Genomic DNA, 21,301 nt, shown 5'->3' with positions numbered 1-21,301 from the left:
GGCGGTAGGTCTGCAAATAGTTCCGCTTTAAGGTCAGATCACTCGTGTTAATGCGCATAACAAGTTAACTTAGTTATTTAAAGTTAAGCTTGTCCCCGAATTATCTGACCTTTACAGCAATGACATAGTTTAATTATTGTTAGGCCTATATTCGGTTATATAATCTCGTCCACTCCAGCAACTTTTCTTCTACATCCTGGGTAAGATACTGCGGTAGTAATCGCCAGGCCCAGTTGTTCTTGGCTGAGGCAGGGTTGTTCATCCTTGCGCTTTCATCTAAACCAATTACATCCTGAATGGGCAGCATCGCAATTTTAGCAGTAGAGGCATAAGCCACGCGGCTCAATACTTCATGAACGTTTTTGGCTTTAACGGTTTGACCGGTGTACTGCTCAATTTGGCGCCTAACAGTTTTGTTGGTGTCGGTATTGTACCAGCCCGCCGTGGTGTTGTTATCATGTGTACCGGTATAAACCAAGTAATTTTCCTGGTAGTTATGCGGAATGTATAAGGAGTCTGGTAGTTCATCGCCAAAGGCAAATTGCAGCACTTTCATGCCCGGGAAGTCAAATTCTTCACGCAGGGCAAATACCGGCGCGTCAATATCGCCCAAATCTTCGGCCACAAAGGGGAGCTCTCCTAAAGCACTTTGAACGGTTTGAAAGAAATCGCTGCCCGGTCCTGGTTTCCATTTTCCGTTCTTGGCTGTTTCCTCGCCTGCAGGCACATCCCAGTAAGCCGAAAATGCACGGAAGTGGTCTAAGCGCAACAGGTCGAACAATTGCATGTTCTTACGCAGGCGGCCAATCCACCAATCGTAGCCTTTGGCTTTCATTACGTCCCAGCGGTAAACGGGCATGCCCCAAAGCTGGCCATCGGCATTAAAGTAATCGGGTGGTACACCGGCTATGCCGGTCATCTTACCTTCGCTGTCCAGGCAAAAGCTGTCGGGGTTTGCCCATACATCAACCGAATCGTGGCTTACATAAAAAGGCAGATCGCCAAATAACTGGATGTTAAGCACATTGGCATAAGCCTTTAACGCGCTCCACTGTTCCTGGAATATGAATTGCAACCACTTTACTTGTTCTATTTCGGTATCAAACTGCACCGCAAAGCGCCTCAAAGCGGCAGTTTTTCGCTGACGAAAATCCATAGGCCATTCATACCAGGGCTGATTGTTGTGATGTTGTTTAAGCGCAATATAGAGGGCAAAATCGTTAAGCCAATAAGCTTCGGTGCTGCAAAACAGATCGAACTTGCGGTTTAAAGCACTAAAGCCGCCTTGCTTAAAATTATGGTAAGCAATGTTGAGCAACTGGTTCTTATTCTCCAGAGCGTCTTTATAAGCTACTTTTTCTTTCGAGGGTAAATACAAAGGCTTTAAGTTGTCGTTGGTCAATAAACCGGCCTCTACTAAAAGCTCCGGACTAATCAACAGCGTATTGCCTGCCATACTGCTTACCGAGCTGTATGGCGAATAATTTTGCTCAGGCCCGGTGGGGTTGAGGGGCAGTATTTGCCAATATTTTTGCCCCGACCGGCTTAAAAAATCGGCAAAGCTATAAGCTTCAGGACCCATATCGCCCACACCAAAAGGCGATGGAAGCGAGGTAATATGCATTAATATACCTGCGCCGCGGTTATTACCGGGCTGCTCAAGTTTGAGCAGGGCTAAAGGCAGTTGCTTAAACAACTCTTTTACCCTGATGCTGTTTTCTGTCAGCTTACCATCATCGCCCGAGAGTATATTTTGCCATGCCGCCGGTGCCTCCGTTGGCAGGATAACCCGTGTGTTTTTCCATTTTAAGTTAACAATACTTTTGCCTTGTTCCTGACAAAGTTCGGCTAAGCGGAGCGCAACCACGGTAATGTACCATTTGTTTTGATAGTGCCTTGCATAAGCCATCACATAATCCTGGTACGCACCCTTTACCTGCAATGGCAGGTATGCGCCCTTGGCAAAAAGTTCTGCTGCCTGTTTTCTTTCCTGGAAAAGTTTATAAGTAAGCCATTGCTTTATTTGCCCGTCGTAACGGTTTTGCCATAGCAGCTCGGTTAGTTCAGCCGGATGTTGAGTGCTGTTAACCACATCATCCAGTAACCGGTTGCGTAACTCATAGTCAACAGGGCGGCGATTGTCAGGATCAACCAAACTGAAGTCCCATAGTTCGCAACCCTGATACACATCGGGCACGCCGGGACTGGTAAATTTAAGCATTACCTGCGCCAGGGAATTTACAATGCCGAAATCGGCAATTTTTTGCTGAAACTCCTGGAACGACTTCCAAAACTCGCTGTCTGTATTTAATAACGCCTCGGCAAAGTTTAACGTGGCCTGCTCGTAGGCCTCGTTTGGCGCTGCCCAGTTAGAGTTAGTTTTGGCTTCGCGCAGGGCTTTTGTTAAATATTCTTGTAAGCGGTTAGCTATATCATCGTTGGGCTGGCCGGGCATGGGGTGTGCGCCAACCAGTGTTTGGTAAATAAAATACTCATCGTTAACGTCGGGCGCATTGTCTTGCTTTAAGCCGGCGTTAAGTTCGCGCCATTGTTTAACGGTCTTGATCCAGGTTTTAGAAAGGTCGGTTAAAACATTCAGCCTGGCGCGTACATCTTCACCACGTTTGGTGTCATGGGTAGATGTTCCGTTAAGTGCCAGCGGCCATTCTTTCTGGCGCCTCTTCATCAATTTGTGGTAGGCCTTGGTGCCGCTGCCAAAAGCATCAGGCGCATCGCCAACCTCGTTATGGCCAATAAAACGGTTGTAGGTATACATCAGCGTATCCTCCACACCTTTAGCCATTAGCGGGCCGCTAAACTGCATTAAACGCTGATAGAATTGTAAAGCGCGCTGGTTGTAATCGGCATTGCTGAGTTTTGGTTTTTCCAGCAATACGATCTCCAGCAGGTTCAATGCCGGTTTTAATTGGGGTTTAGCTTTCTTAACCAGTTTAAAGAGCTGCTTTACCGCCTCGTATTCTTGATTTTGAAGCGGAAATTGGTTGCCATAGTAACGGTAAACCGGACAGTGGATCAGGAGTTCGCCAATGGCAGCTTTGATCATTTCGGGATCGAGCCCTTCAAGTATCTTTTTGTCGGTTAATCGGAGCTTCTTAAATAAATGATATAAGTTGTCACGTTCGCCACCCATACTTTGCGAAAGTATATCTGCCTTCTTTTGCCAGATCTGTTCCTGTACAGGCTGATCGTCGTTCACCAGTTCCTGGTAAAACTTGGTCAATCGCTTTTCGGCTGCCTGGTTGGTAAAAAGGTTATTTACCTGTGCTAAATAATCATAACCCGAGGTGCCTTGCAGCGGCCATTGCAAAGGGAGGTCTTCGCCATGCTCTAATATTTTTTCGGCCACTATGTACGTGTCTTCTCCGGTCATTTGGCGAAGATTTTCCAGATATTTGGCCGGATCATACAAACCGTCGATATGGTCTATTCGCAAACCCTGGAACACGCCGTTTTCTACCAGCGTTTTAATCATCCGGTGGTAATGATCAAAAACCCTTTTATCCTGTATATTCAGGCAAATTAAACTGTTCACCGTAAAAAACCGGCGAAAGTTAATGGTATGATCGGTTTCTTCGTAATTGCAAAGGCGGTATGCCTGGTTGTTGGCTATTTGAGTAAGCTTTTCCTTATCGTTGTTCGTTGCTGATAAACAGGCATCAAAGTACTGCTTAACACTTTCGTCGGCTAAGGCTTTTACAAGTTTTTGCTTCCAGGCGGCCCATTTTAGGGCGCAACTGCTTGCCTCGGTAATTTGTTGTAACGAATTAACCTGTTTAACCAATTTCTGAACAGCCTCGGGCATTTCGGTACCTGCTGCTTCTAAAATACCGGCATACGACGCTGCACTTAATGGGTAGTAGCTATCAAAATACTGAAGCACCAGCCCCTGTTGCGGCTGGTAAGTTATGCTTAACTCGTTATTGCTGATGACTTCCTCAAGCGGGCTACCTAAAAAAGGTACCATAATTTGCTCGTCTTTAAAAAGCGGGCTTGTCCACACGGCATCAAAAAAGGTAGCGTATAAGGATAGCTTGCCTTTCTCCAACAAATCCATTAACCATGGATTATTTTGATGGAACCCCATATGATTGGGTACAATATCCTGCAGCCAGTTTATGCCCAAGCCTTTCAGCTTTGAGCTGAGCGCTTTTAACTGCTTTTCGGAGCCAATTTCGGGGCTGATGCGGTGTGGGTTAACACCATCGTACCCGTGTGTGCTGCCGGGTGTGGCTTCAAATACAGGTGAAGCATAAATTGTGCTTACGCCTAACTTTTGCAGGTAGGAGATAATGCGCTCAAAATCATCAAACGTAAAGGCCGAGTGAAACTGTAAACGGTAGGTAGCAACAGGATTATTCATTAATAAATATTAAAAAGGATTCGGGTTGTACTGGTACGGTTTGTCCACCTTCGGCAGCGTTTGCTGCTGCCCGCGGACCGTTCCATTGCACATCGGCCGAATCAAATTGTTTATGCCAGGTTTGTGCCGTATCGGGTAAAGATAGGTTTTGTATGTTAACAGAAAAATTCATCAATATTACCGCTTCTTGCACATGGTGCTTGCGTTGTAAGATCAATGTTCTTTGTTCTTCGTTGGCTGATGCTTTTACATGTTTACGGTCGAGATGGTGCAGGGCAGGAAGTTTTTTTCGCAGCGCAATTAATGCCTTATAAAAGTTAAGCATCACCAGGTGATCGCCTTGCTCAGGTAAATTCCATTGCAATTGCGAATTGATGAAAGTTTCTTCGGCCACCGGGTCGGGGGCTTCACCTTGTGCATGAAAAGCAGCAAATTCGGCTTTGCGGCCTTTGCGTACGGCTTCGGCCAGTTCTGGATCGGTATGGCTCACAAAATACATAAAGCGGTGCGGCTCGCTGTATTCTTCGCCCATAAAAAGCATAGGCAGGAAAGGGGCGGTTAACACAGCACCGGCCATCAGTTTCTGCATCTCAAAGCTGAACAGTTCGCTGCTGCGTTCGCCCAGCATGCGGTTGCCCACCTGATCGTGGTTTTGCGAAAATACGATGAACTGCTTACCCGGATTATCGGTGGCTTTTACACCAAACTTTCTATCACGGTGAGGAGAATATTGTCCATCGTATACATAAGCGTCGCTGTATGATTTAGCCAGATCGGCAATACCGTTAAAATCGCTGTAATAACCGGTTTGATCGCCACCTGCGGTTATGCGCAGGGCATGATGAAACTCGTCTATCCATTGGCTGTCCATCCCAAAGCCGGCCTTATCTTGCGGATTGATAAAGCGGGTATCGTTCAGGTCGCACTCTACAATAAGGTAATGCTGGCGGCCGGTTTTGGCAACCAGTTCGCTAACCCGGCTCTTAATTTCGCTTAATATATGTTCAGGGCCAAAATCCTTAACGGCATGTACGGCATCCATGCGCAGGGCATCCACATGAAAGTCGCGGAACCACATCAGCACGTTTTCAATAAAGTATTCGCGTACGGCATCGCAGCCGGCGTCATCAAAGTTTATGGCATTGCCCCAGGGGGTATTGTACTTTTCGGTGAAGTAATGCCCGTATTCGCCAAAATAATTGCCTTCGGGTCCTAAGTGGTTATACACTACATCGAGTACAACGGCGATACCTTTTTGATGACATGCATCTACCAATTGCTGTAAACCTTTAGGGCCACCATAAGTGTTTTGCACTGCGTACGGAAACACCCCATCATACCCCCAGTTGCGCCCGCCGGGAAATTGAGCTACCGGCATAATCTCAATAGCATTGATGCCTAAACTTACCAGGTAGTCGAGCTTACTTTCTATACCGGCAAAGTTGCTCTCGGGGGTGAAGGTACCGGTGTGAAGCTCGTAGATAATGTAATCTTCTAATGCTACGTTATTCCAGTCGGCATCGGTCCATTGATAAGTGTTAAGGTCTACCACCTCCGATGGTCCGTGCACACCTTGGGGCTGGCTCACCGAGGCAGGGTCGGGTAGTGGGTCTTTATCGTCCAAGATATATTGATATAAACTACCGTCTTTCAGCTGATCGGTATCTAACGTCCAGTATCCGTATTTTTCTGAAGTTAAAGCTAATTTTTCGCCACTTTCATGCAGTTTTATGAAAGCATTTTTAGCCTTAGGCGCCCATAATCTTATGGACGCCTTATTGCCATTTATACTAATACCGGAACGACCTTTATTTGTCTTCATTACTTTGTTCATAAATTACAGGATGGTGCAGCACAACTATAGAGCGGCCTGCAACAGGGATTACATCATGCGCATTGTATGTTTCGGTATCGGCTACTTCTTCTTCGGCAGTATCGATGATCTTGGTCCAGCTTTTTGCATATACGGCATCAGGTAATTTATAATCTACTGATTCCCAGTGTGCGTTGAAGATCACATAGAATCCATCATCAATAATAGCTTCGCCAACCTCGTTGCGGGTACGTAAAGCACGGCCGTTTAAAAATACAGCTAAAGATTTTGCAAAATCATGGTTCCAGTGTTCATCGCTTAATTGGTCGCCTTCGGGCAAGAACCAGGCAATATCTTCCACGCCTTTAATAGGCACTCCTCGAAACCATCGTTTACGGCTGAAAATACGGTGCTTACGGCGGAAGTGGATTAATTTACTGGTAAAGGCCAGCAGATCTTTATCGGCTGTTTCCCAGTTGGTCCATGAAATTTCGTTATCCTGGCAGTAAGGGTTGTTGTTACCACCTTGCGTACGGCTTATTTCGTCGCCAGAGAGTAACATAGGCACCCCCTGCGACAAGAACAGCGTGGTTAAAAAGTTGCGCTGCTGCTGCTTACGGATGCGGTTGATTTCAGCGTCATCGGTTGGGCCTTCAACACCGTAGTTGTTAGAACGATTGTGGCTTTCACCATCGTTATTGTTCTCGCCATTGGCGTCGTTGTGCTTTTCGTTGTAACTTACCAGGTCATTCAATACGAAACCATCGTGTGCGGTGATGAAATTGATGCTGGCTGTTGGGTTACGGGCCGAATCCTGGTAAAGATCGGCGCTGCCTGTAAAACGTTGCGCAAACTCGGCGAGCGTACTATCTTCACCGCGCCAGTAATCGCGCACGCAATCGCGGTACTTACCATTCCATTCGCCCCAGCCTTGCGGAAACTTACCTACCTGGTAACCACCTTCGCCAACATCCCATGGCTCGGCAATGAGTTTCACCTGAGAGATAATAGGATCCTGGTGAATGATATCAAAAAAGGCACTTAAACGGTTTACCTCATGCAACTCGCGCGCCAGGGTAGACGCTAAATCGAACCGGAAACCATCCACGTGCATTTCAGTGATCCAGTAACGCAGGCTATCCATAATTAAACGCAGCACATTGGGTAGGTTGGCGTTAAGGGTATTACCCGTGCCGGTATAATCCATGTAATGACGTCTGTCTTCGGTAAGGCGGTAGTAACCATCGTTATCAATACCTTTAAACGATAGGGTGGGGCCAAGCTGATTACCTTCGGCAGTATGGTTATATACCACGTCTAATATAATCTCAATACCTGCCTTATGCAGTTCTTTCACCATCTGCTTAAACTCATTCACCTGTTCGCCGCAGGTGCCGCTGCTTGAATAGCGTACGTCCGGAGCAAAAAAGCCTATGGTATTGTAACCCCAATAGTTGGTTAATCCTTGCTCTACCAAATGGCGGTCTGACACAAAGTGATGAACCGGCATCAGTTCAATAGCGGTAATACCTAAGTTTTTGAGATATTCGATAGTGACCGGGTGACCCAATGCCGCGTAAGTACCTCTGATTTCTTCCGGAATTTCGGGGTGAAGTTTGGTAAAGCCCTTAACATGCGTTTCATAAATTACAGTGCTATGATAAGGCGTTGCCGGAGGACAGTCTCCTTCCCAGTCGAACTTTTGGTTTACCACCACACTCTTAGGGATAAACGGGGCACTGTCAGTTTCGCTAAAGCTTAGGTCTTTATCCTCACTGTAAACATCATAACTAAACAGCGAATCGTGCCAGTTGATGGTACCCGAAATTGCTTTAGCATAGGGGTCAATCAATAATTTATTAGCGTTGAAGCGCAATCCGTTTTCGGGCTCATAAGGCCCGTGTACGCGGTAACCATACAACTGGCCCGGCTTTAAGTGCGGAATAAAGGCGTGCCATATAGAGTGCGAAAAATCGGTTATATTGATTTTAGTATATTCTATTTCATCCTCTGTTGTTTTAAACAGGCATAATTCAACTTTAGTAGCATTTGGGGCATAGAGTGCAAAGTTTACACCCTTGCTTGTACTGGTTGCGCCTAGGGGAAATGCTTTACCCGGGAAACTATCTATTTTCATATCCAAATGAATGTTTTGCACGCAAAAAAGTTTTGCACTATTTTCAAAAAGCTGATTTTGAACATTGGCAGGGGCTTTTTTATATCAACCTAAACTTTTCCGGCTAATTTTTAGGCGTATTGTTAACCACGTTTTTAGTGCTTTTCTCTGCTTATTTGGCAAAGGTTAATAAGTAATAATCAATTATTAACAATGTGTTTTTTTTACACTAACTATTGCTTGGTAACAAAATCAAACTATCTTTGACAATCGATTGCAAAAGCGCAAAAATAAAGTTTAACTTCGTTTTTGATTCTAACCAATTGGTACACTAACCACCAGTTTAAGATTAATTATAAGCATACGCATGTTATTATTAGGTATTGATATTGGCACATCCTCGGTAAAAGTATCGGTGGTTGATGCGGTGTCGCAAAAAACGCTGGCGTCGGCGCAGTTTCCTGATACCGAGTCGCCCATTATTTCGCTGCAATTAGGGTGGGCAGAGCAATCGCCCGATATGTGGTGGGAGCAAACGCAACAGGCCATCCAAATGTGCCATGCCAAGGGTACCTATAACCCTGATGATGTTGCGGCCATTGGCATTGCCTATCAGATGCATGGTTTGGTATTGGTTGATAAAGATCAGCAGGTGTTGCGTAACAGCATCATTTGGTGCGATAGCCGCGCGGTAGAATATGGTGATAAAGCTTTTGAAGCCATTGGTGAAGAAAAGAGCTTATCGCACCTGTTAAATTCTCCGGGCAACTTTACCGCCGCTAAACTGGCTTGGGTAAAGGCTAACGAACCTGAAATTTATGCACAGATTGACAAGATCATGCTTCCGGGCGATTTTATCGCCATGAAGCTAACAGGTAGTATCACTACTTCAAAATCGGCTTTATCTGAAGGTATTTTCTACGATTTCAAAGAGAACGGTTTATCAGAGGATGTGATGCGCTTTTTCGGCTTTGATGAAGCGCTTATTCCAACAGTGAACGAGTTATTCTCTCCTCACGGCACCATCACTCAAGAAATAGCAAGCAGCTTGCGGTTAAAAGCCGGCATACCTGTAGCATACAAAGCGGGCGATCAGCCAAATAATGCTTTATCGCTAAATGTACTTAACCCAGGCGAAGTAGCTGCAACGGCAGGTACATCGGGCGTAATTTATGGTGTGAGCGATAAGCTGGCATACGATCAGCAATCTCGTGTAAATACCTTTGCTCACGTTAACCATACCGATGCGCAAAAGCGTTTGGGTATACTTTTGTGCATTAACGGTACCGGCAGCCTCAACCGCTGGGCCAAAAACCTGTTCGGCGCCAACATTAGCTATCAGCAAATGAATGAGCTGGCCAAGCAGGTTCCTGAAGGTAGCAACGGACTGCGCATATTACCTTTTGGCAACGGCGCAGAGCGTATGTTGAACAACAAACTGGTAGGCGTACACTTTCACCATATAGATTTAAACCTTCATAACCAATCGCACATTTTCCGTGCGGTGCAAGAAGGTATAGCCTGTGCTTTCCGCTACGGTCTGGATATTATGCGCGAGAATGGCATGAAACCAACTGTTATTCGTGCAGGTAAGGCTAATTTATTCCTGAGCGACCTGTTTGCACAAACTTTTGTAAATGCCACAGGCGTGCCCGTAGAGCTTTACAACAACGATGGCAGCGTGGGCGCAGCCTTAGGCGCCGGTATAGGTGCCGGTATTTTTAACTCGCCCGAAGAAGCCTTTACCGGTATGGAAAAAATTCAGGTAATTGAACCTATACCCGGCAACAATTTTGAGCAAGTGTACCAGGAATGGAAGATATTACTTGAGAAGCAACTAATAGCTGAAGAGGCCATAGAAGAAGCAGCGAGAGAAAAGTAGTCAAGAGTACAGATTCAAGAGTACAGAGTCGGGAGTTAAGAATTGGAAGGTACGGGCATTCTGTTAATTCGCTAAATTCTTAAAATTCAGGTTCAAACAACAATTAAATAAACTAACAACTTAATAACAAAATAATGGCAAGTATTTTAACAGGAGACAGAGAGTATTTTAAAGGCATAGACCAAATTAAATATGAAGGTCCGGAGAGCGATAACCCATTAGCTTATCGCTGGTATGACGAAAACCTCGTTGTAGCGGGTAAAACATTAAAAGATCATTTCAAATTTGCCGTATCATACTGGCATTCATTTAACGGTAATGGTGCCGATCCTTTCGGTGGTGCTACCCATAATTTTGCCTGGGACGAAAAGGCCGATGCTGTTGAACGCGCCAAAGATAAAATGGATGCTGCGTTCGAGTTTTTTACCAAATTAGGTTTGCCTTACTACTGCTTTCATGATGTGGATGTGGTTGATTATGGTAACGACATTAACGAGAACGACCGCCGTTTACAAACTCTGGTTGATTACGCTAAAGAGAAACAAGCAGCCAGCGGTATAAAATTACTATGGGGTACTGCCAACCTGTTTTCGCACAAGCGTTACATGAACGGTGCGGCTACCAACCCCGATTTTCATGTGTTAACTCATGGTGCGGCACAAGTTAAAGCTGCTTTAGATGCAACTATTGCTTTAGGTGGCGAAAACTACGTTTTCTGGGGTGGTAGAGAGGGCTACATGAGCTTGCTTAATACCAACATGAAACGCGAGCAGGAGCACCTGGCCAAGTTTTTACATGCTTCAAAAGACTACGCCCGTAAAAACGGCTTTACTGGTAACTTCTTCTTAGAACCAAAACCATGCGAGCCTACCAAACATCAGTATGATTATGATGCGGCAACTTGTTTGGCTTTCTTGCAGAAATACGACCTGATGAACGATTTCAAATTAAACCTTGAAGTTAACCATGCTACTTTGGCCGGTCACACGTTCCAGCACGAAATGCAGGTAGCTGCCGATGCAGGTTTATTAGGTTCATTAGATGCTAACCGCGGCGATATCCAAAACGGATGGGATACCGACCAGTTCCCTAATGATATTACCGAGGTAACCGAGTACATGATGGTATTACTGCGTGCAGGTGGGCTGCAAGGCGGTGGTATTAACTTTGATGCTAAAATTCGTCGTAACTCAACCGATATGGCCGATCTGTTCTATGCTCACATTGGTGGTGCCGATGTTTTTGCCCGTTCGTTGATCATTGCCGATAAAATTCTGCAGAAATCAGATTATACCAAAATTGTTACCGACCGTTATTCATCGTTTGATGGCGGTAAAGGTAAGGAGTTTGAAGAAGGTAAGTTAACGCTTGAAGACCTGCGTGCATATGCTGTTGAAAATGGCGAGCCAGCAACCATCAGCGGTAAACAAGAATACCTTGAGAACTTAATTAACCGTTACATATAGTCTGCTTAAGCAAACCTGACGGTTTAAGGTTAGCCAATTTGTTTTTATAGCGTACAAGTCGTTCATAAAATGAATGTTGGCTAACCTTTTTTTGTTTCTGCTGTAAGGTTGAACATTAATAGTGTATAATGTACAAAAAGTACCCAAAAGTGGACACCCAAAAATTTGATAAACCGATATATTTCTATATAATTGTTGCCAGTTAAACCAATTAATCCAAGTTAAATAAAAGATGAAACAATTAACCACGGGAGATTATGCTGTTTTCATAATCTACTTCCTGATCGTGGCCATTTATGGCTTATGGGTATACCGCCGAAAGCGTAATGCCGATGCAACTTCAAAAGATTACTTCCTGGCCGAAGGTTCGTTAACCTGGTGGGCCATTGGTTCATCTTTGATAGCTTCGAACATATCTGCCGAGCAATTTGTTGCCATGAGCGGTAACGGTTTTACCATGGGTTTAGCGGTATCTGCTTACGAATGGATGGCGGCAATTACCCTGGTTATTGTAGCTGTATTCTTTATACCGGTATATCTGCGTAATAAGATATTTACCATGCCACAATTTTTGCACCAGCGCTACAATAGCACTGTGGCTATGATTATGGCAGTATTCTGGTTGTTGTTATACGTAATAGTAAACCTTACCTCCATCCTTTATTTAGGTGCCATTGCCGTAAACGGCATATCGGGTATCAACTTTACCGTTTGTTTAATTGCCCTGGCATTCTTTGCGGTAATTATCACTTTGGGTGGTATGAAGGTAATTGGTTTTACCGATGTTATCCAGGTGTTTTTCCTCATCTTAGGCGGACTTGTAACTACCTACATTGCCGTAAGCTTAGTTGCTGAACACAATGGTTCATCGGGCGTTATTGACGGTTTAAAGATCATGAGCGAGAAAGCTAACGATCACTTCCACATGATATTGAAAAAAGATAACCCAAGCTTTATTGATTTGCCTGGTTTAACCGTTCTTTTGGGTGGTATGTGGATTGTAAACCTTAACTATTGGGGTTGTAACCAGTACATCACACAACGTGCTTTGGGTGCTAACCTTAAAACAGCTCGTGCCGGTATCTTATTCGCAGCTTTCTTGAAGCTAATGATGCCTTTAATTGTGGTATTGCCGGGTATTGCCGCTTACGTGTTATACAAAGATCATGTGTTTGACAGCGGTGCTCAAAAAAGCCTTGCTGAAAATGCTGATAATGCTTATCCGATCTTGTTAAACCTGCTTCCTGCCGGCTTCAAAGGCTTATCATTCGCTGCGTTAACAGCAGCGGTTGTTGCATCGCTTGCAGGTAAGGCAAACAGTATTGCTACAATCTTTACCTTAGATATCTTCAAGAAATTAAGACCCGAAACTCCGGATTATAAGTTAGTTACTGTAGGTAAAATTACCGTAGTGGTAGCTATGATCCTGGGCGTTATCATATCGCCGTTTTTAGGTATCGATAAAAAAGGTGGTTTCACCTTTATCCAGGAGTACACAGGCTTTGTATCTCCGGGTATATTTGCCATGTTTATTTTAGGCTTCTTCTGGAAAAAAGCAACTTCAAACGCTGCATTATTCGCAACCATTGGTGGTTTTATATTTTCGGTTGTTTTCAAATTTCTTCCGAAGTACGCCGATCTTTCCTTCCTTTATCCTTATGGCTTTGCTGTAAAAAGTAAAGATAGCGGCTTGTTTGAAATTCCTTTCCTTGACCGTATGGGTTTTGTGTTCATTATCTGTATCGTTGGTATGTGGATCATCAGTACTATTGATGCAGCTAAGGGCAAGAAAACTAACGGACTTGATGTTGACGCAAGTATGTTTAAAACCAACAATGCATTTGCTATTGGTTCATTACTTATCTGCGGAATACTGATAGCTCTTTATACCTTGCTTTGGTAACCATCATATCATAAATAAGAAAGGGGATGCTGTACAGCATCCCCTTTCTTATTTAAACCAGGTTAAGTTCCATTCGTATATCTGCCCTGGCGTAAGGCGATGGTTGCAGAGGTACGTGCTGAAAGCCAAATTGCTCGTATAGCCGCAATGCTGGCTGTAGCTTAGTGCTCGATCCAAGCCATACTTTAGTTGCCCCTAATGCTCTGGCCTTTTTAATAGCGGCCACTAAAAGTGCCTTACCTACTTGCTTGCCTCTGTGCTTTTCATCTACACCCATTTTGGCCAGTTCATATTCATTTTCGCCGGTTTTAATTAAAGCGCAGGTACCTGCAATTTCATGATCATACTGTGCAAACAATATGGCTCCGCCCGGCTTCAATATGCTTTCTTCAGGCGTTTCCAATTGTTTAAGGTCATGCTCTTCCACAGCAAAATATTGTGCTATCCAGGCAATGTTAATTGATTTAAAATAGGGGGCCAAATGTGGTTGATATCCTAATATGGTAATGTGCTCCAAAATGATGCTATTTAATACGCCGGTAAAAATAAGGTTTTGTTAACAGCGACAAAAATGTTCTAACTTTGGGTATGCAATATGGTATAGCTACATTATCAATTATTCCGTTAAGGGCCGAGGCCAGCGAACGCAGCGAGCTGGTTTCGCAAATACTTTTTGGCGAAACATACCTCATTACCGAATGGCAGGAAAAGTGGGTAAAAGTGCTTACCACTTACGATGAATACGAAGGCTGGATTAGCCGGGTACAAGTGATACCGCTAAACAACGACGATTATCTTGAACTGCAATTGCACATAGCCGTTTTAACCACACAGCCGGTGACCATAGCTAATAGGCAAAGCGATAATAGTTTACTATACCTATCAGCTGGCAGTACATTGCCTTTTTACGAAAATGGCAGTAGCTGGATAGGCAATGAGGTGTTTGGTGTAAACGATGCTGGAGAGCCGAATGCAGATCTGTTAGTTACTGCAATGTCTTACCTGAACACACCTTACCTATGGGGAGGCCGCACACATTTTGGAATAGATTGTTCGGGCTTTGTGCAAACGGTTTTTAAACAGCATGGCCTACAACTCAAACGCGATGCTAGCCAGCAGGCTGGGCAGGGCACTGTGGTTGACTTTTTACCTGCCGCACAGGCAGGCGACCTTGCTTTTTTTGATAACAACGAAGGCCGCATTGTACATGTGGGCATTATGGTGAACCACGAGCAAATTATCCATGCCTCAGGCCGGGTAAAAATTGATCATATAGATGGGCAGGGCATTTACTCGGAGGAATTAAAGAAACATACTCATAAGCTGCGGATTATTAAGCGGTATATGTAAACCCCTCCCAACCCTCCCCGGGAGGGAGGCTTTAAATATGGCAAGTGTTTTTCTATCGACGGTCAAGATTAAGACGTAAATTTTCATGTAGCCCTCCCTCCCGGGGAGGGTTGGGAGGGGCTTACATCCCAGGCAATAATCCGCTTATCATCTCCGGTTGATAGTAGCTGATTACCATTCCAGGCAAGTTTATTTACAGATAGTTGATGACCGGCAAAGCCTTTTTCGCGGCTGATGATCTTATAGAGTTTAAAATCATCGGCACCCCAAATCTTTATGCTTTTATCCATACTGGCCGAGGCAAAGTAAGGTTCGGTAGGGTGGAAGAGGATATGGTTTACTGCAAATAAATGTGCGGCGATGCTTTGCTTTAAAGTAAATGTAGCGGTATCCCAAACCTTGATCTGTGCATCGCGGGCACCCGATAATAGGTGCTGTCCATCAGGTGAATACTGCACGGAGAACACGGCCATCGTATGGTCTTTCAAAGTGTTTGAATGACTGTAATCTGTAAGGTTGTAAATCTGCACCGCATTGTCACGGCAACCAAAAGCAACCTGTTCTTCGTTTGGCGATATACTGATGCTGCGAATGGTGTCGCCCGAAACTTTTATGGCATGGACTAATTGCAGCGTATTCAAATTCCAGATACTTACGGTGCCATCTTCAGACGCTACCAGCAATTCCTGCTTGTCAATTGCCGATTTAATATCAAAGATAGGTTTCGTATGCTGCTTTAAAGTGGCAATGATTTTCTGCTGAATGAAATCAAACACCAAGACATCACCATTACGCGTCCCGGCAAACATCAGCGGGTAACCTACGGGGCAATGTATGGCATATACTGATGCAGGCACCGGGAACATTACTTTAATAAAAGCTTTCTGCTCCAGGCTCCATTCTACCAAGCCCTTATCATTACCGGCACTAAACAGGATACCCGACTTTTGCGAAAGTTCGAGCGCAAAAATGGGGTTTTGATGCCCTGTAAGTTCGAAGGCTTTAGTTACTTGCATAAGGTTAAATCAAATTCCTTATTGGTGGGTAATCTGGTTAATAGCTAACTTCCTAAAATTAGCTGCCGTGTTTATGGGCAACTCCATCTTCGGGTTGTTGTGGCGTATGGCGTTGCTCTAAGTTTTTAGCAATGGTTTCTAAGGTTAATCCTTTTTCACGTAGCAAAACCAACAGGTGGAACACCAAGTCAGACGCTTCGTTAATTAGGTCAGTTTCCGTTTCGGCTAAAGCAGCAATTACCACTTCTACTCCTTCTTCGCCTACTTTTTGAGCAATTTTATTTAAGCCCTTTTTACGAAGCTTATTTACATAAGATGACTCTGCCGGGTTTTCATACCTATCCTGAATTATATTCTCCAACTCTAAAATAAAGTTCTGGTTGTAAGCAGTCTCGAAGCAACTGCGGGCACCGGTATGGCAAGTAGGGCCGTCAGCTTTGGCTTTGATCAGGATAGTATCATTATCGCAGTCTATATGAAGACTTTTTAAATGAAGGTAGTTGCTACTGGTTTCGCCCTTAGTCCACAAGCGGTTCTTGGAGCGGGAGTAAAAGGTAACTATTTTTTCGGCAACGGTTTTGTCGTAAGCTTCCTGGTTCATATAGCCCAGCATCAGCACTTCCAATGTTTGCTCGTCTTGTATAACCACCGGCACAAGTCCGTCTGGCGATTTGGTGAAATCTATTTGCATTTTATTAATTTATCAAAATGTCATTGCGAGCTTAGCGTGGCAATCGCACGTGTTTATACTAATCTGCGTGTGATTGCCACGTCGCTATCGCTCCTCGTAATGACATTGTTATTATTTTATCTTACTTCTATTTGATGTCCTCGTAGTACATCCTTTAAATCCGGTATCAAAATTTCTCCATAATGAAACACCGAAGCTGCCAGTGCTGCATCTACGTTTGTTTTCTCAAACACATCAACGAAGTGCTGCTTGTTACCCGCGCCACCCGAAGCTATGACCGGAATGCGCACCGCATCGTTCACCACCTTTAAGAACGAGTTATCAAAACCCGCCTTGGTTCCGTCATGATCCATAGAGGTAAGCAGTATTTCGCCTGCGCCACGGCTTTCCGCTTCCTTGATCCAGGTTAGGGTTTCTTTGTCGGTAGCTATGCGGCCGCCGTTTAAGTGGACGATGTTGGTGTTAGCTACGTGGCGTGTATCCACTGCCACAATCACAAACTGTACCCCAAATGCTTTAGCTAACTCATCAATCAAAGCCGGGTTACGCACCGCAGCCGAATTGATAGAGATCTTATCAGCACCTGCGTTCAGCAACGCATCGGCATCGGCAATTTCGTTAATACCACCGCCTATGGTGAAAGGGATATTAATTTGACGGGCTACAGATTTAACCAGTTCTACCAGCGTTTTACGTTTCTCGTGTGTGGCTGTTATATCCAGGAAAACCAACTCGTCGGCGCCCTGCTGTGAGTAGTTCCAGGCCAGTTCCACGGGGTCGCCTGCATCACGCAGGTCAACAAAGTTGACGCCTTTTACCGTACGGCCGTCTTTAACGTCGAGGCAGGGGATGATGCGCTTGGCTAACCCCCCGGTGATAGGAATATGAGTTTGCTGATTGTTTTCCAACGAAAATTAAATTTATAAACATCTGTCATCTCGAACGATAGTGAGAGATCCTGTTCGGGCGATAGGTTACTCGAACAAGATTTCTCGTTAGCACTCGAAATGACATAATTTTTGAGGCATTATTTATATGCTTATCAATGACTTCAAATTCCAGTTTTTTACATCCTCAATGGTAATGCGCTCTTCGTAAATGGCTTTACCTACCACACAACTTTCTACCTTAATCTGGTTAAGGTCTTCAATGTCTTTCATGGAGCTTACGCCGCCGGAGGCAATGAGTTTAATGAAAGGAGAGTGATCAAGCAGTTTTTCATAAAGTTCGATGCCTGCGCCGCCGAGTTTGCCGTCTTTATTAATGTCGGTACACAAGAAGCGATAAAAACCTAAATGCAGGCAGCGGTCTACGTAGTCAATTAATTTAATAGGTGAACTTTCCATCCAGCCCGAGTATTTGATCACCTCATCCAGCACGTCAATAGCCACCACAATTTTGTCGGCACATTTGCTGCTGCCACACATGGCTTTGCTTAGTTCGTCTAAAAAAGTAGGATTGCTGATGGCTTGTGTGCCTACAATAACGCGGGCAATGCCGGCATCGGTAAGCTCCTGTACCTTTTCGATACTGCGGATACCACCGCCGTATTGAATTTTCATATCGGTTTTTTTGATGACATCGAACAGGTATTGCTGATTGCTGAAATCGCCTTTGGCGCCGTTTAGGTCTATGATGTGAATAAGCTCGGTACCGATGGCTTGGTAGCGTTCGATCATTTCTTCCAGGCTCACCTCGTAACGGGTTACCTGCTCGTAATCACCTTCGCGAAGGCGAACCACTTTTTTATCTAAAATGTCGATAGCTGGAATAATATACATGCGTTATATTTTTGAAAAATTAGCTAAAAGTGTTTCGCCATACACACCCGATTTTTCGGGGTGGAACTGTACACCGTAAAAATTGTTGTGCCAAATTGATGCCGAATACGGTAAGGTATAATTGGTTGAGGCTAAAGTATATGCATCGCTATACTCAATGTAGTATGAATGTACGTAATAAAAGTGTGCATCGTTTGGAATGCCTGCAAATAAAGGATTTTCTTTTTCCTGATGTACACGGTTCCAGCCCGTATGCGGAACTTTAAAGTGCTCGCTGTCTTTAAATTTTAACGTTTTGTTCGGGAAAATGTGCAGCAAATTAGCATCACCTTCTTCAGAATAAGCGGTCATCAACTGCATACCTACACAAATACCCAAAGTAGGCTTCTGTAAAGCTTTGATGGCCGGTACCAAACCAGTTTGCTCCAGCTTTTTCATAGCAGCGCCGGCGTGGCCAACACCAGGAATAATATAACGGTCACACTGCTTTAGGTCGGCCTCGGTGTGTACCATACCATAGGCTATGCCCAGCCTGTCTAATGCCGAGGTAAGCGAGAATATATTGCCCGCACCGTAACGGATGATTCCTATCATAATTTGTATTAGAATCAAGAATACAGAGTCATGAACACAGACCTTTTTCTAATCTTGATTCTTGACTCTGTACTCTTGACTCTCTCCTAAAGTACTCCCTTCGTACTTGGTAAAACCATATTGTTTACATCGCGCCTTACGGCCATTTTAATGGCTTTGGCAAAAGCTTTAAAGATAGCTTCTATTTTGTGATGTTCGTTAGTTCCTTCGGCTTTTATATTGAGGTTACATTTGGCGGCATCAGTAAACGACTTAAAAAAGTGATAAAACATCTCGGTTGGCATGTCGCCCACTTTTTCGCGTTTAAAATCGGCTTCCCACATAAGCCAGTTACGGCCTCCAAAATCAATGGCAGCCTGGGCCAGGCAATCATCCATAGGCAGGCAAAAACCGTAGCGCTCAATGCCGCGTTTGTTGCCCAAGGCCGTGGCCATGGCTTCGCCCAGGGCAATGCCGGTATCTTCAATGGTATGATGCTCGTCTATGTGCAAATCGCCTTTGGCAGTAACTTCTAAATCGATACTTCCGTGACGTGCAATTTGATCAAGCATATGGTCGAAAAAGTGCAGTCCGGTGTTTACTTTGGCTTCGCCGGTACCATCCAGGTCTATTTTTATATAGATATCAGTTTCCTTAGTAGTACGTTGATGTTCTATAACCCGCTTGCCTACCTTCAAAAACTCATAGATCTTTTCCCACTCGGTAGTTTTGATGGCTATGGTGGCGTTAATGGCGCTTAACTCATCGGTGGTAAATTCTTTAGCGCCCATGCCTAAGCCATCGTTCAACCAAATAGCTTTAGCACCCAGGTTTTTTGCCAGCAATACATCGTTTAAACGGTCGCCTATAACAAATGAATTAGCCAGGTCGTATTTTTCTGCATCCAGGTAAGCGGTAAGCATACCGGTACCAGGCTTACGGGTAGGGGCATTATCGGCCGGGAAAGTGCGGTCTATAAAAGTAGCTTCAAAATGGGCTCCTTCATTTGCAAAAGTTTGCATAATGAGGTCATGTACCGGTAAAAAATTCTCGTCGGGATGGCTAATAGTGCCTAAGCCATCCTGGTTGGTGACCATTACCAATTCGTAATCCATTTCTTTGGCTATACGCGGTAGGTAGGTTAGGGCACCGGGATAAAATCTGAGTTTATAGAACGAATCTATCTGCTCATCGGCACACTCGCTAATCATGGTGCCGTCGCGGTCTACAAACAATACTTTTTTCAGATTGCTCATTTAAAATTCTTTAGCGTATTAATGAGGATGGTGTTTTCTTGCGGTGTACCCACGGTAATGCGGAGCGATCCTTCGCAAAGTTCTACTTTAGAACGGTCGCGCACGATGATTCCATTGTTTACCAGAAAGGTGTATATGCCTTTGGCGTCGGTAGTTTTCACTAATATAAAGTTAGCATCCGACGGATAAATATCAACCACAAAATCAAACTCTTTGAGTTGCAGTACCAGTTTATCGCGCTCGGCCAAAGTTTCTTTAATCCAGTTGTTTACCTGTTCCGTATTTTGCAGTGCCTCTAAAGCCAACTGCTGCGATGCCTCGTTAATGTTATAAGGAGGTTTTACGCGGTTCATCACCTCAATGATCTCTTCACTGGCAAAAGCCATACCCACCCGTAGCCCGGCCAGTCCCCAAGCTTTAGACAAAGTTTGCAACACCACTAAATTGGCGTACTCGGTAAGTTCTTGGATGAAAGTTTTTTGACGACTGAAGTTAATATAAGCTTCATCAACCACCACTAAGCCCTGAAAGTTAGCTAACAAAGTTTCAATATCATCGCGGTTGATAGAATTACCGGTAGGGTTATTGGGCGAACATACGAAGATGATCTTAGTGTTTTTATCGATGGCTTCGGCTATGCCTTCGAGGTTCAGCTGGTAATCATCGGTCAAATTCACTTTGCGGGTTTCCACATCATTAATATTGGCCGATACCTCGTACATACCATAAGTAGGCGGGACTAATATTACATTATCAACCCCCGGGTTGCAAAAGCTGCGGAATAGGATATCGATAGCCTCGTCGCTGCCGTTACCCAAGAAGATGTTGCGTGGCGGAACGCCCTTAATTTCGGCCAGGCGCATTTTAACCTGGTATTGCATCGGGTCGGGGTAGCGGTTGTAGCTGGTGTGCAGCGGAGAGCCAAAGGCATTCTCGTTAGCATCCAGGTACACGCTGGCCTCACCCTGAAACTCATCGCGTGCGGAGGAGTAGGGCTTGAGGTTTTTTATATTTGATCGAAGTATATTATTGATGTCGAACATGATCGTTTTTTTATTCGTCATTGCTTTGTG

Annotated in this window: 15 protein-coding genes; 4 read left to right on the top strand and 11 right to left on the bottom strand. The window is 44.5% G+C overall.

Going from position 1 to position 21,301, the window contains the following annotated elements; genetic code table 11:
• Nucleotides 1-145: 145 nt before the first annotated feature.
• Genes treY through glgX form a run of 3 tightly spaced genes read right to left on the bottom strand, consistent with a single transcriptional unit; the run spans nucleotide 146 to nucleotide 8,331 of the window.
• Nucleotides 146-4,381 (bottom strand): malto-oligosyltrehalose synthase, encoded by a 4,236-nt coding sequence (gene treY / locus IEV61_RS14160; RefSeq protein ID WP_188417676.1) that lies wholly within the window; start codon nucleotides 4,379-4,381, stop codon nucleotides 146-148.
• Nucleotides 4,374-6,203 (bottom strand): malto-oligosyltrehalose trehalohydrolase, encoded by a 1,830-nt coding sequence (gene treZ / locus IEV61_RS14155; protein ID WP_229747144.1) that lies wholly within the window; start codon nucleotides 6,201-6,203, stop codon nucleotides 4,374-4,376. Before treZ ends, treY begins: the two co-directional genes overlap by 8 nt.
• Nucleotides 6,190-8,331 carry a glycogen debranching protein GlgX gene (glgX, locus tag IEV61_RS14150; protein WP_188417674.1) on the bottom strand — a complete coding sequence of 714 codons (2,142 nt, stop codon included), beginning with the start codon at nucleotides 8,329-8,331 and terminating at the stop codon, nucleotides 6,190-6,192. Before glgX ends, treZ begins: the two co-directional genes overlap by 14 nt.
• A 346-nt stretch (nucleotides 8,332-8,677) precedes the next feature.
• Between glgX and IEV61_RS14145 the strand changes: the two genes are divergently transcribed.
• From IEV61_RS14145 to IEV61_RS14135, 3 genes are all read left to right on the top strand, one after another.
• Nucleotides 8,678-10,192: a xylulokinase gene (locus IEV61_RS14145; RefSeq protein ID WP_188417673.1), complete on the top strand. Its 1,515-nt coding sequence runs from the start codon at nucleotides 8,678-8,680 to the stop codon at nucleotides 10,190-10,192.
• A 134-nt stretch (nucleotides 10,193-10,326) separates the two neighbouring features.
• The gene (gene xylA / locus IEV61_RS14140; RefSeq protein ID WP_188417672.1) at nucleotides 10,327-11,658 is read left to right on the top strand and encodes a xylose isomerase; all 1,332 of its coding nucleotides are present in this window, start codon (nucleotides 10,327-10,329) and stop codon (nucleotides 11,656-11,658) included.
• Between the two features lie 232 nt (nucleotides 11,659-11,890).
• Entirely contained in the window at nucleotides 11,891-13,561 is a 1,671-nt protein-coding gene (locus tag IEV61_RS14135; RefSeq protein ID WP_188417671.1) for a sodium:solute symporter family transporter, read from the top strand.
• 52 nt (nucleotides 13,562-13,613) lie between these two features.
• Here IEV61_RS14135 and IEV61_RS14130 read toward each other — a convergent pair whose 3' ends face one another.
• Nucleotides 13,614-14,078: a GNAT family N-acetyltransferase gene (locus IEV61_RS14130; RefSeq protein ID WP_188417670.1), complete on the bottom strand. Its 465-nt coding sequence runs from the start codon at nucleotides 14,076-14,078 to the stop codon at nucleotides 13,614-13,616.
• A 71-nt stretch (nucleotides 14,079-14,149) separates the two neighbouring features.
• Between IEV61_RS14130 and IEV61_RS14125 the strand changes: the two genes are divergently transcribed.
• Entirely contained in the window at nucleotides 14,150-14,911 is a 762-nt protein-coding gene (locus IEV61_RS14125; RefSeq protein ID WP_188417669.1) for a C40 family peptidase, read from the top strand.
• Nucleotides 14,912-14,994: 83 nt separating this feature from the next.
• On the opposite strand, the gene IEV61_RS14120 is transcribed toward IEV61_RS14125, so the two are convergent.
• The 7 genes from IEV61_RS14120 to hisC all read right to left on the bottom strand — a co-directional run bounded on the left by IEV61_RS14120 (nucleotide 14,995) and on the right by hisC (nucleotide 21,292).
• The gene (locus IEV61_RS14120) at nucleotides 14,995-15,927 is read right to left on the bottom strand and encodes a WD40 repeat domain-containing protein (RefSeq protein WP_188417668.1); all 933 of its coding nucleotides are present in this window, start codon (nucleotides 15,925-15,927) and stop codon (nucleotides 14,995-14,997) included.
• Nucleotides 15,928-15,985: 58 nt separating this feature from the next.
• The gene (hisIE, locus tag IEV61_RS14115; protein ID WP_188417667.1) at nucleotides 15,986-16,618 is read right to left on the bottom strand and encodes a bifunctional phosphoribosyl-AMP cyclohydrolase/phosphoribosyl-ATP diphosphatase HisIE; all 633 of its coding nucleotides are present in this window, start codon (nucleotides 16,616-16,618) and stop codon (nucleotides 15,986-15,988) included.
• A 116-nt stretch (nucleotides 16,619-16,734) separates the two neighbouring features.
• Nucleotides 16,735-17,526: an imidazole glycerol phosphate synthase subunit HisF gene (hisF, locus tag IEV61_RS14110; RefSeq protein ID WP_229747143.1), complete on the bottom strand. Its 792-nt coding sequence runs from the start codon at nucleotides 17,524-17,526 to the stop codon at nucleotides 16,735-16,737.
• 123 nt (nucleotides 17,527-17,649) lie between these two features.
• Nucleotides 17,650-18,399 carry a 1-(5-phosphoribosyl)-5-[(5-phosphoribosylamino)methylideneamino]imidazole-4-carboxamide isomerase gene (locus IEV61_RS14105; protein WP_188417666.1) on the bottom strand — a complete coding sequence of 250 codons (750 nt, stop codon included), beginning with the start codon at nucleotides 18,397-18,399 and terminating at the stop codon, nucleotides 17,650-17,652.
• A 3-nt stretch (nucleotides 18,400-18,402) separates the two neighbouring features.
• A complete protein-coding gene (gene hisH / locus IEV61_RS14100) occupies nucleotides 18,403-18,993 on the bottom strand; it encodes an imidazole glycerol phosphate synthase subunit HisH (protein ID WP_188417665.1) in 591 nt (196 codons plus the stop codon).
• An 86-nt stretch (nucleotides 18,994-19,079) separates the two neighbouring features.
• On the bottom strand, nucleotides 19,080-20,228 hold the full coding sequence (gene hisB, locus IEV61_RS14095; protein ID WP_188417664.1) for a bifunctional histidinol-phosphatase/imidazoleglycerol-phosphate dehydratase HisB: 1,149 nt from the start codon (nucleotides 20,226-20,228) through the stop codon (nucleotides 19,080-19,082).
• Nucleotides 20,225-21,292, bottom strand: a complete 1,068-nt coding sequence (gene hisC / locus IEV61_RS14090; RefSeq protein ID WP_229747142.1) for a histidinol-phosphate transaminase — start codon at nucleotides 21,290-21,292, stop codon at nucleotides 20,225-20,227. Before hisC ends, hisB begins: the two co-directional genes overlap by 4 nt.
• Nucleotides 21,293-21,301 lie beyond the last annotated feature (9 nt).

The sequence above is a fragment of the Mucilaginibacter galii genome, assembly GCF_014635825.1.
Taxonomy (GTDB): Bacteria; Bacteroidota; Bacteroidia; order Sphingobacteriales; family Sphingobacteriaceae; genus Mucilaginibacter; species Mucilaginibacter galii.
This window is presented reverse-complemented; position numbering and strand designations above follow the sequence as displayed.

What these genes read in the sequence shown, in the direction of transcription:
- treY (WP_188417676.1), bottom strand. Translation starts at nt 4,381, where the DNA reads ATGAATAATCCTGTTGCTACCTACCGTTTACAGTTTCACTCGGCCTTT.
- treZ (WP_229747144.1), bottom strand. Translation starts at nt 6,203, where the DNA reads ATGAAGACAAATAAAGGTCGTTCCGGTATTAGTATAAATGGCAATAAG.
- glgX (WP_188417674.1), bottom strand. Translation starts at nt 8,331, where the DNA reads ATGAAAATAGATAGTTTCCCGGGTAAAGCATTTCCCCTAGGCGCAACC.
- IEV61_RS14145 (WP_188417673.1), top strand. Translation starts at nt 8,678, where the DNA reads ATGTTATTATTAGGTATTGATATTGGCACATCCTCGGTAAAAGTATCG.
- xylA (WP_188417672.1), top strand. Translation starts at nt 10,327, where the DNA reads ATGGCAAGTATTTTAACAGGAGACAGAGAGTATTTTAAAGGCATAGAC.
- IEV61_RS14135 (WP_188417671.1), top strand. Translation starts at nt 11,891, where the DNA reads ATGAAACAATTAACCACGGGAGATTATGCTGTTTTCATAATCTACTTC.
- IEV61_RS14125 (WP_188417669.1), top strand. Translation starts at nt 14,150, where the DNA reads ATGCAATATGGTATAGCTACATTATCAATTATTCCGTTAAGGGCCGAG.
- IEV61_RS14120 (WP_188417668.1), bottom strand. Translation starts at nt 15,927, where the DNA reads ATGCAAGTAACTAAAGCCTTCGAACTTACAGGGCATCAAAACCCCATT.
- hisIE (WP_188417667.1), bottom strand. Translation starts at nt 16,618, where the DNA reads ATGCAAATAGATTTCACCAAATCGCCAGACGGACTTGTGCCGGTGGTT.
- IEV61_RS14105 (WP_188417666.1), bottom strand. Translation starts at nt 18,399, where the DNA reads ATGTATATTATTCCAGCTATCGACATTTTAGATAAAAAAGTGGTTCGC.
- hisH (WP_188417665.1), bottom strand. Translation starts at nt 18,993, where the DNA reads ATGATAGGAATCATCCGTTACGGTGCGGGCAATATATTCTCGCTTACC.
- hisB (WP_188417664.1), bottom strand. Translation starts at nt 20,228, where the DNA reads ATGAGCAATCTGAAAAAAGTATTGTTTGTAGACCGCGACGGCACCATG.
- hisC (WP_229747142.1), bottom strand. Translation starts at nt 21,292, where the DNA reads ATGACGAATAAAAAAACGATCATGTTCGACATCAATAATATACTTCGA.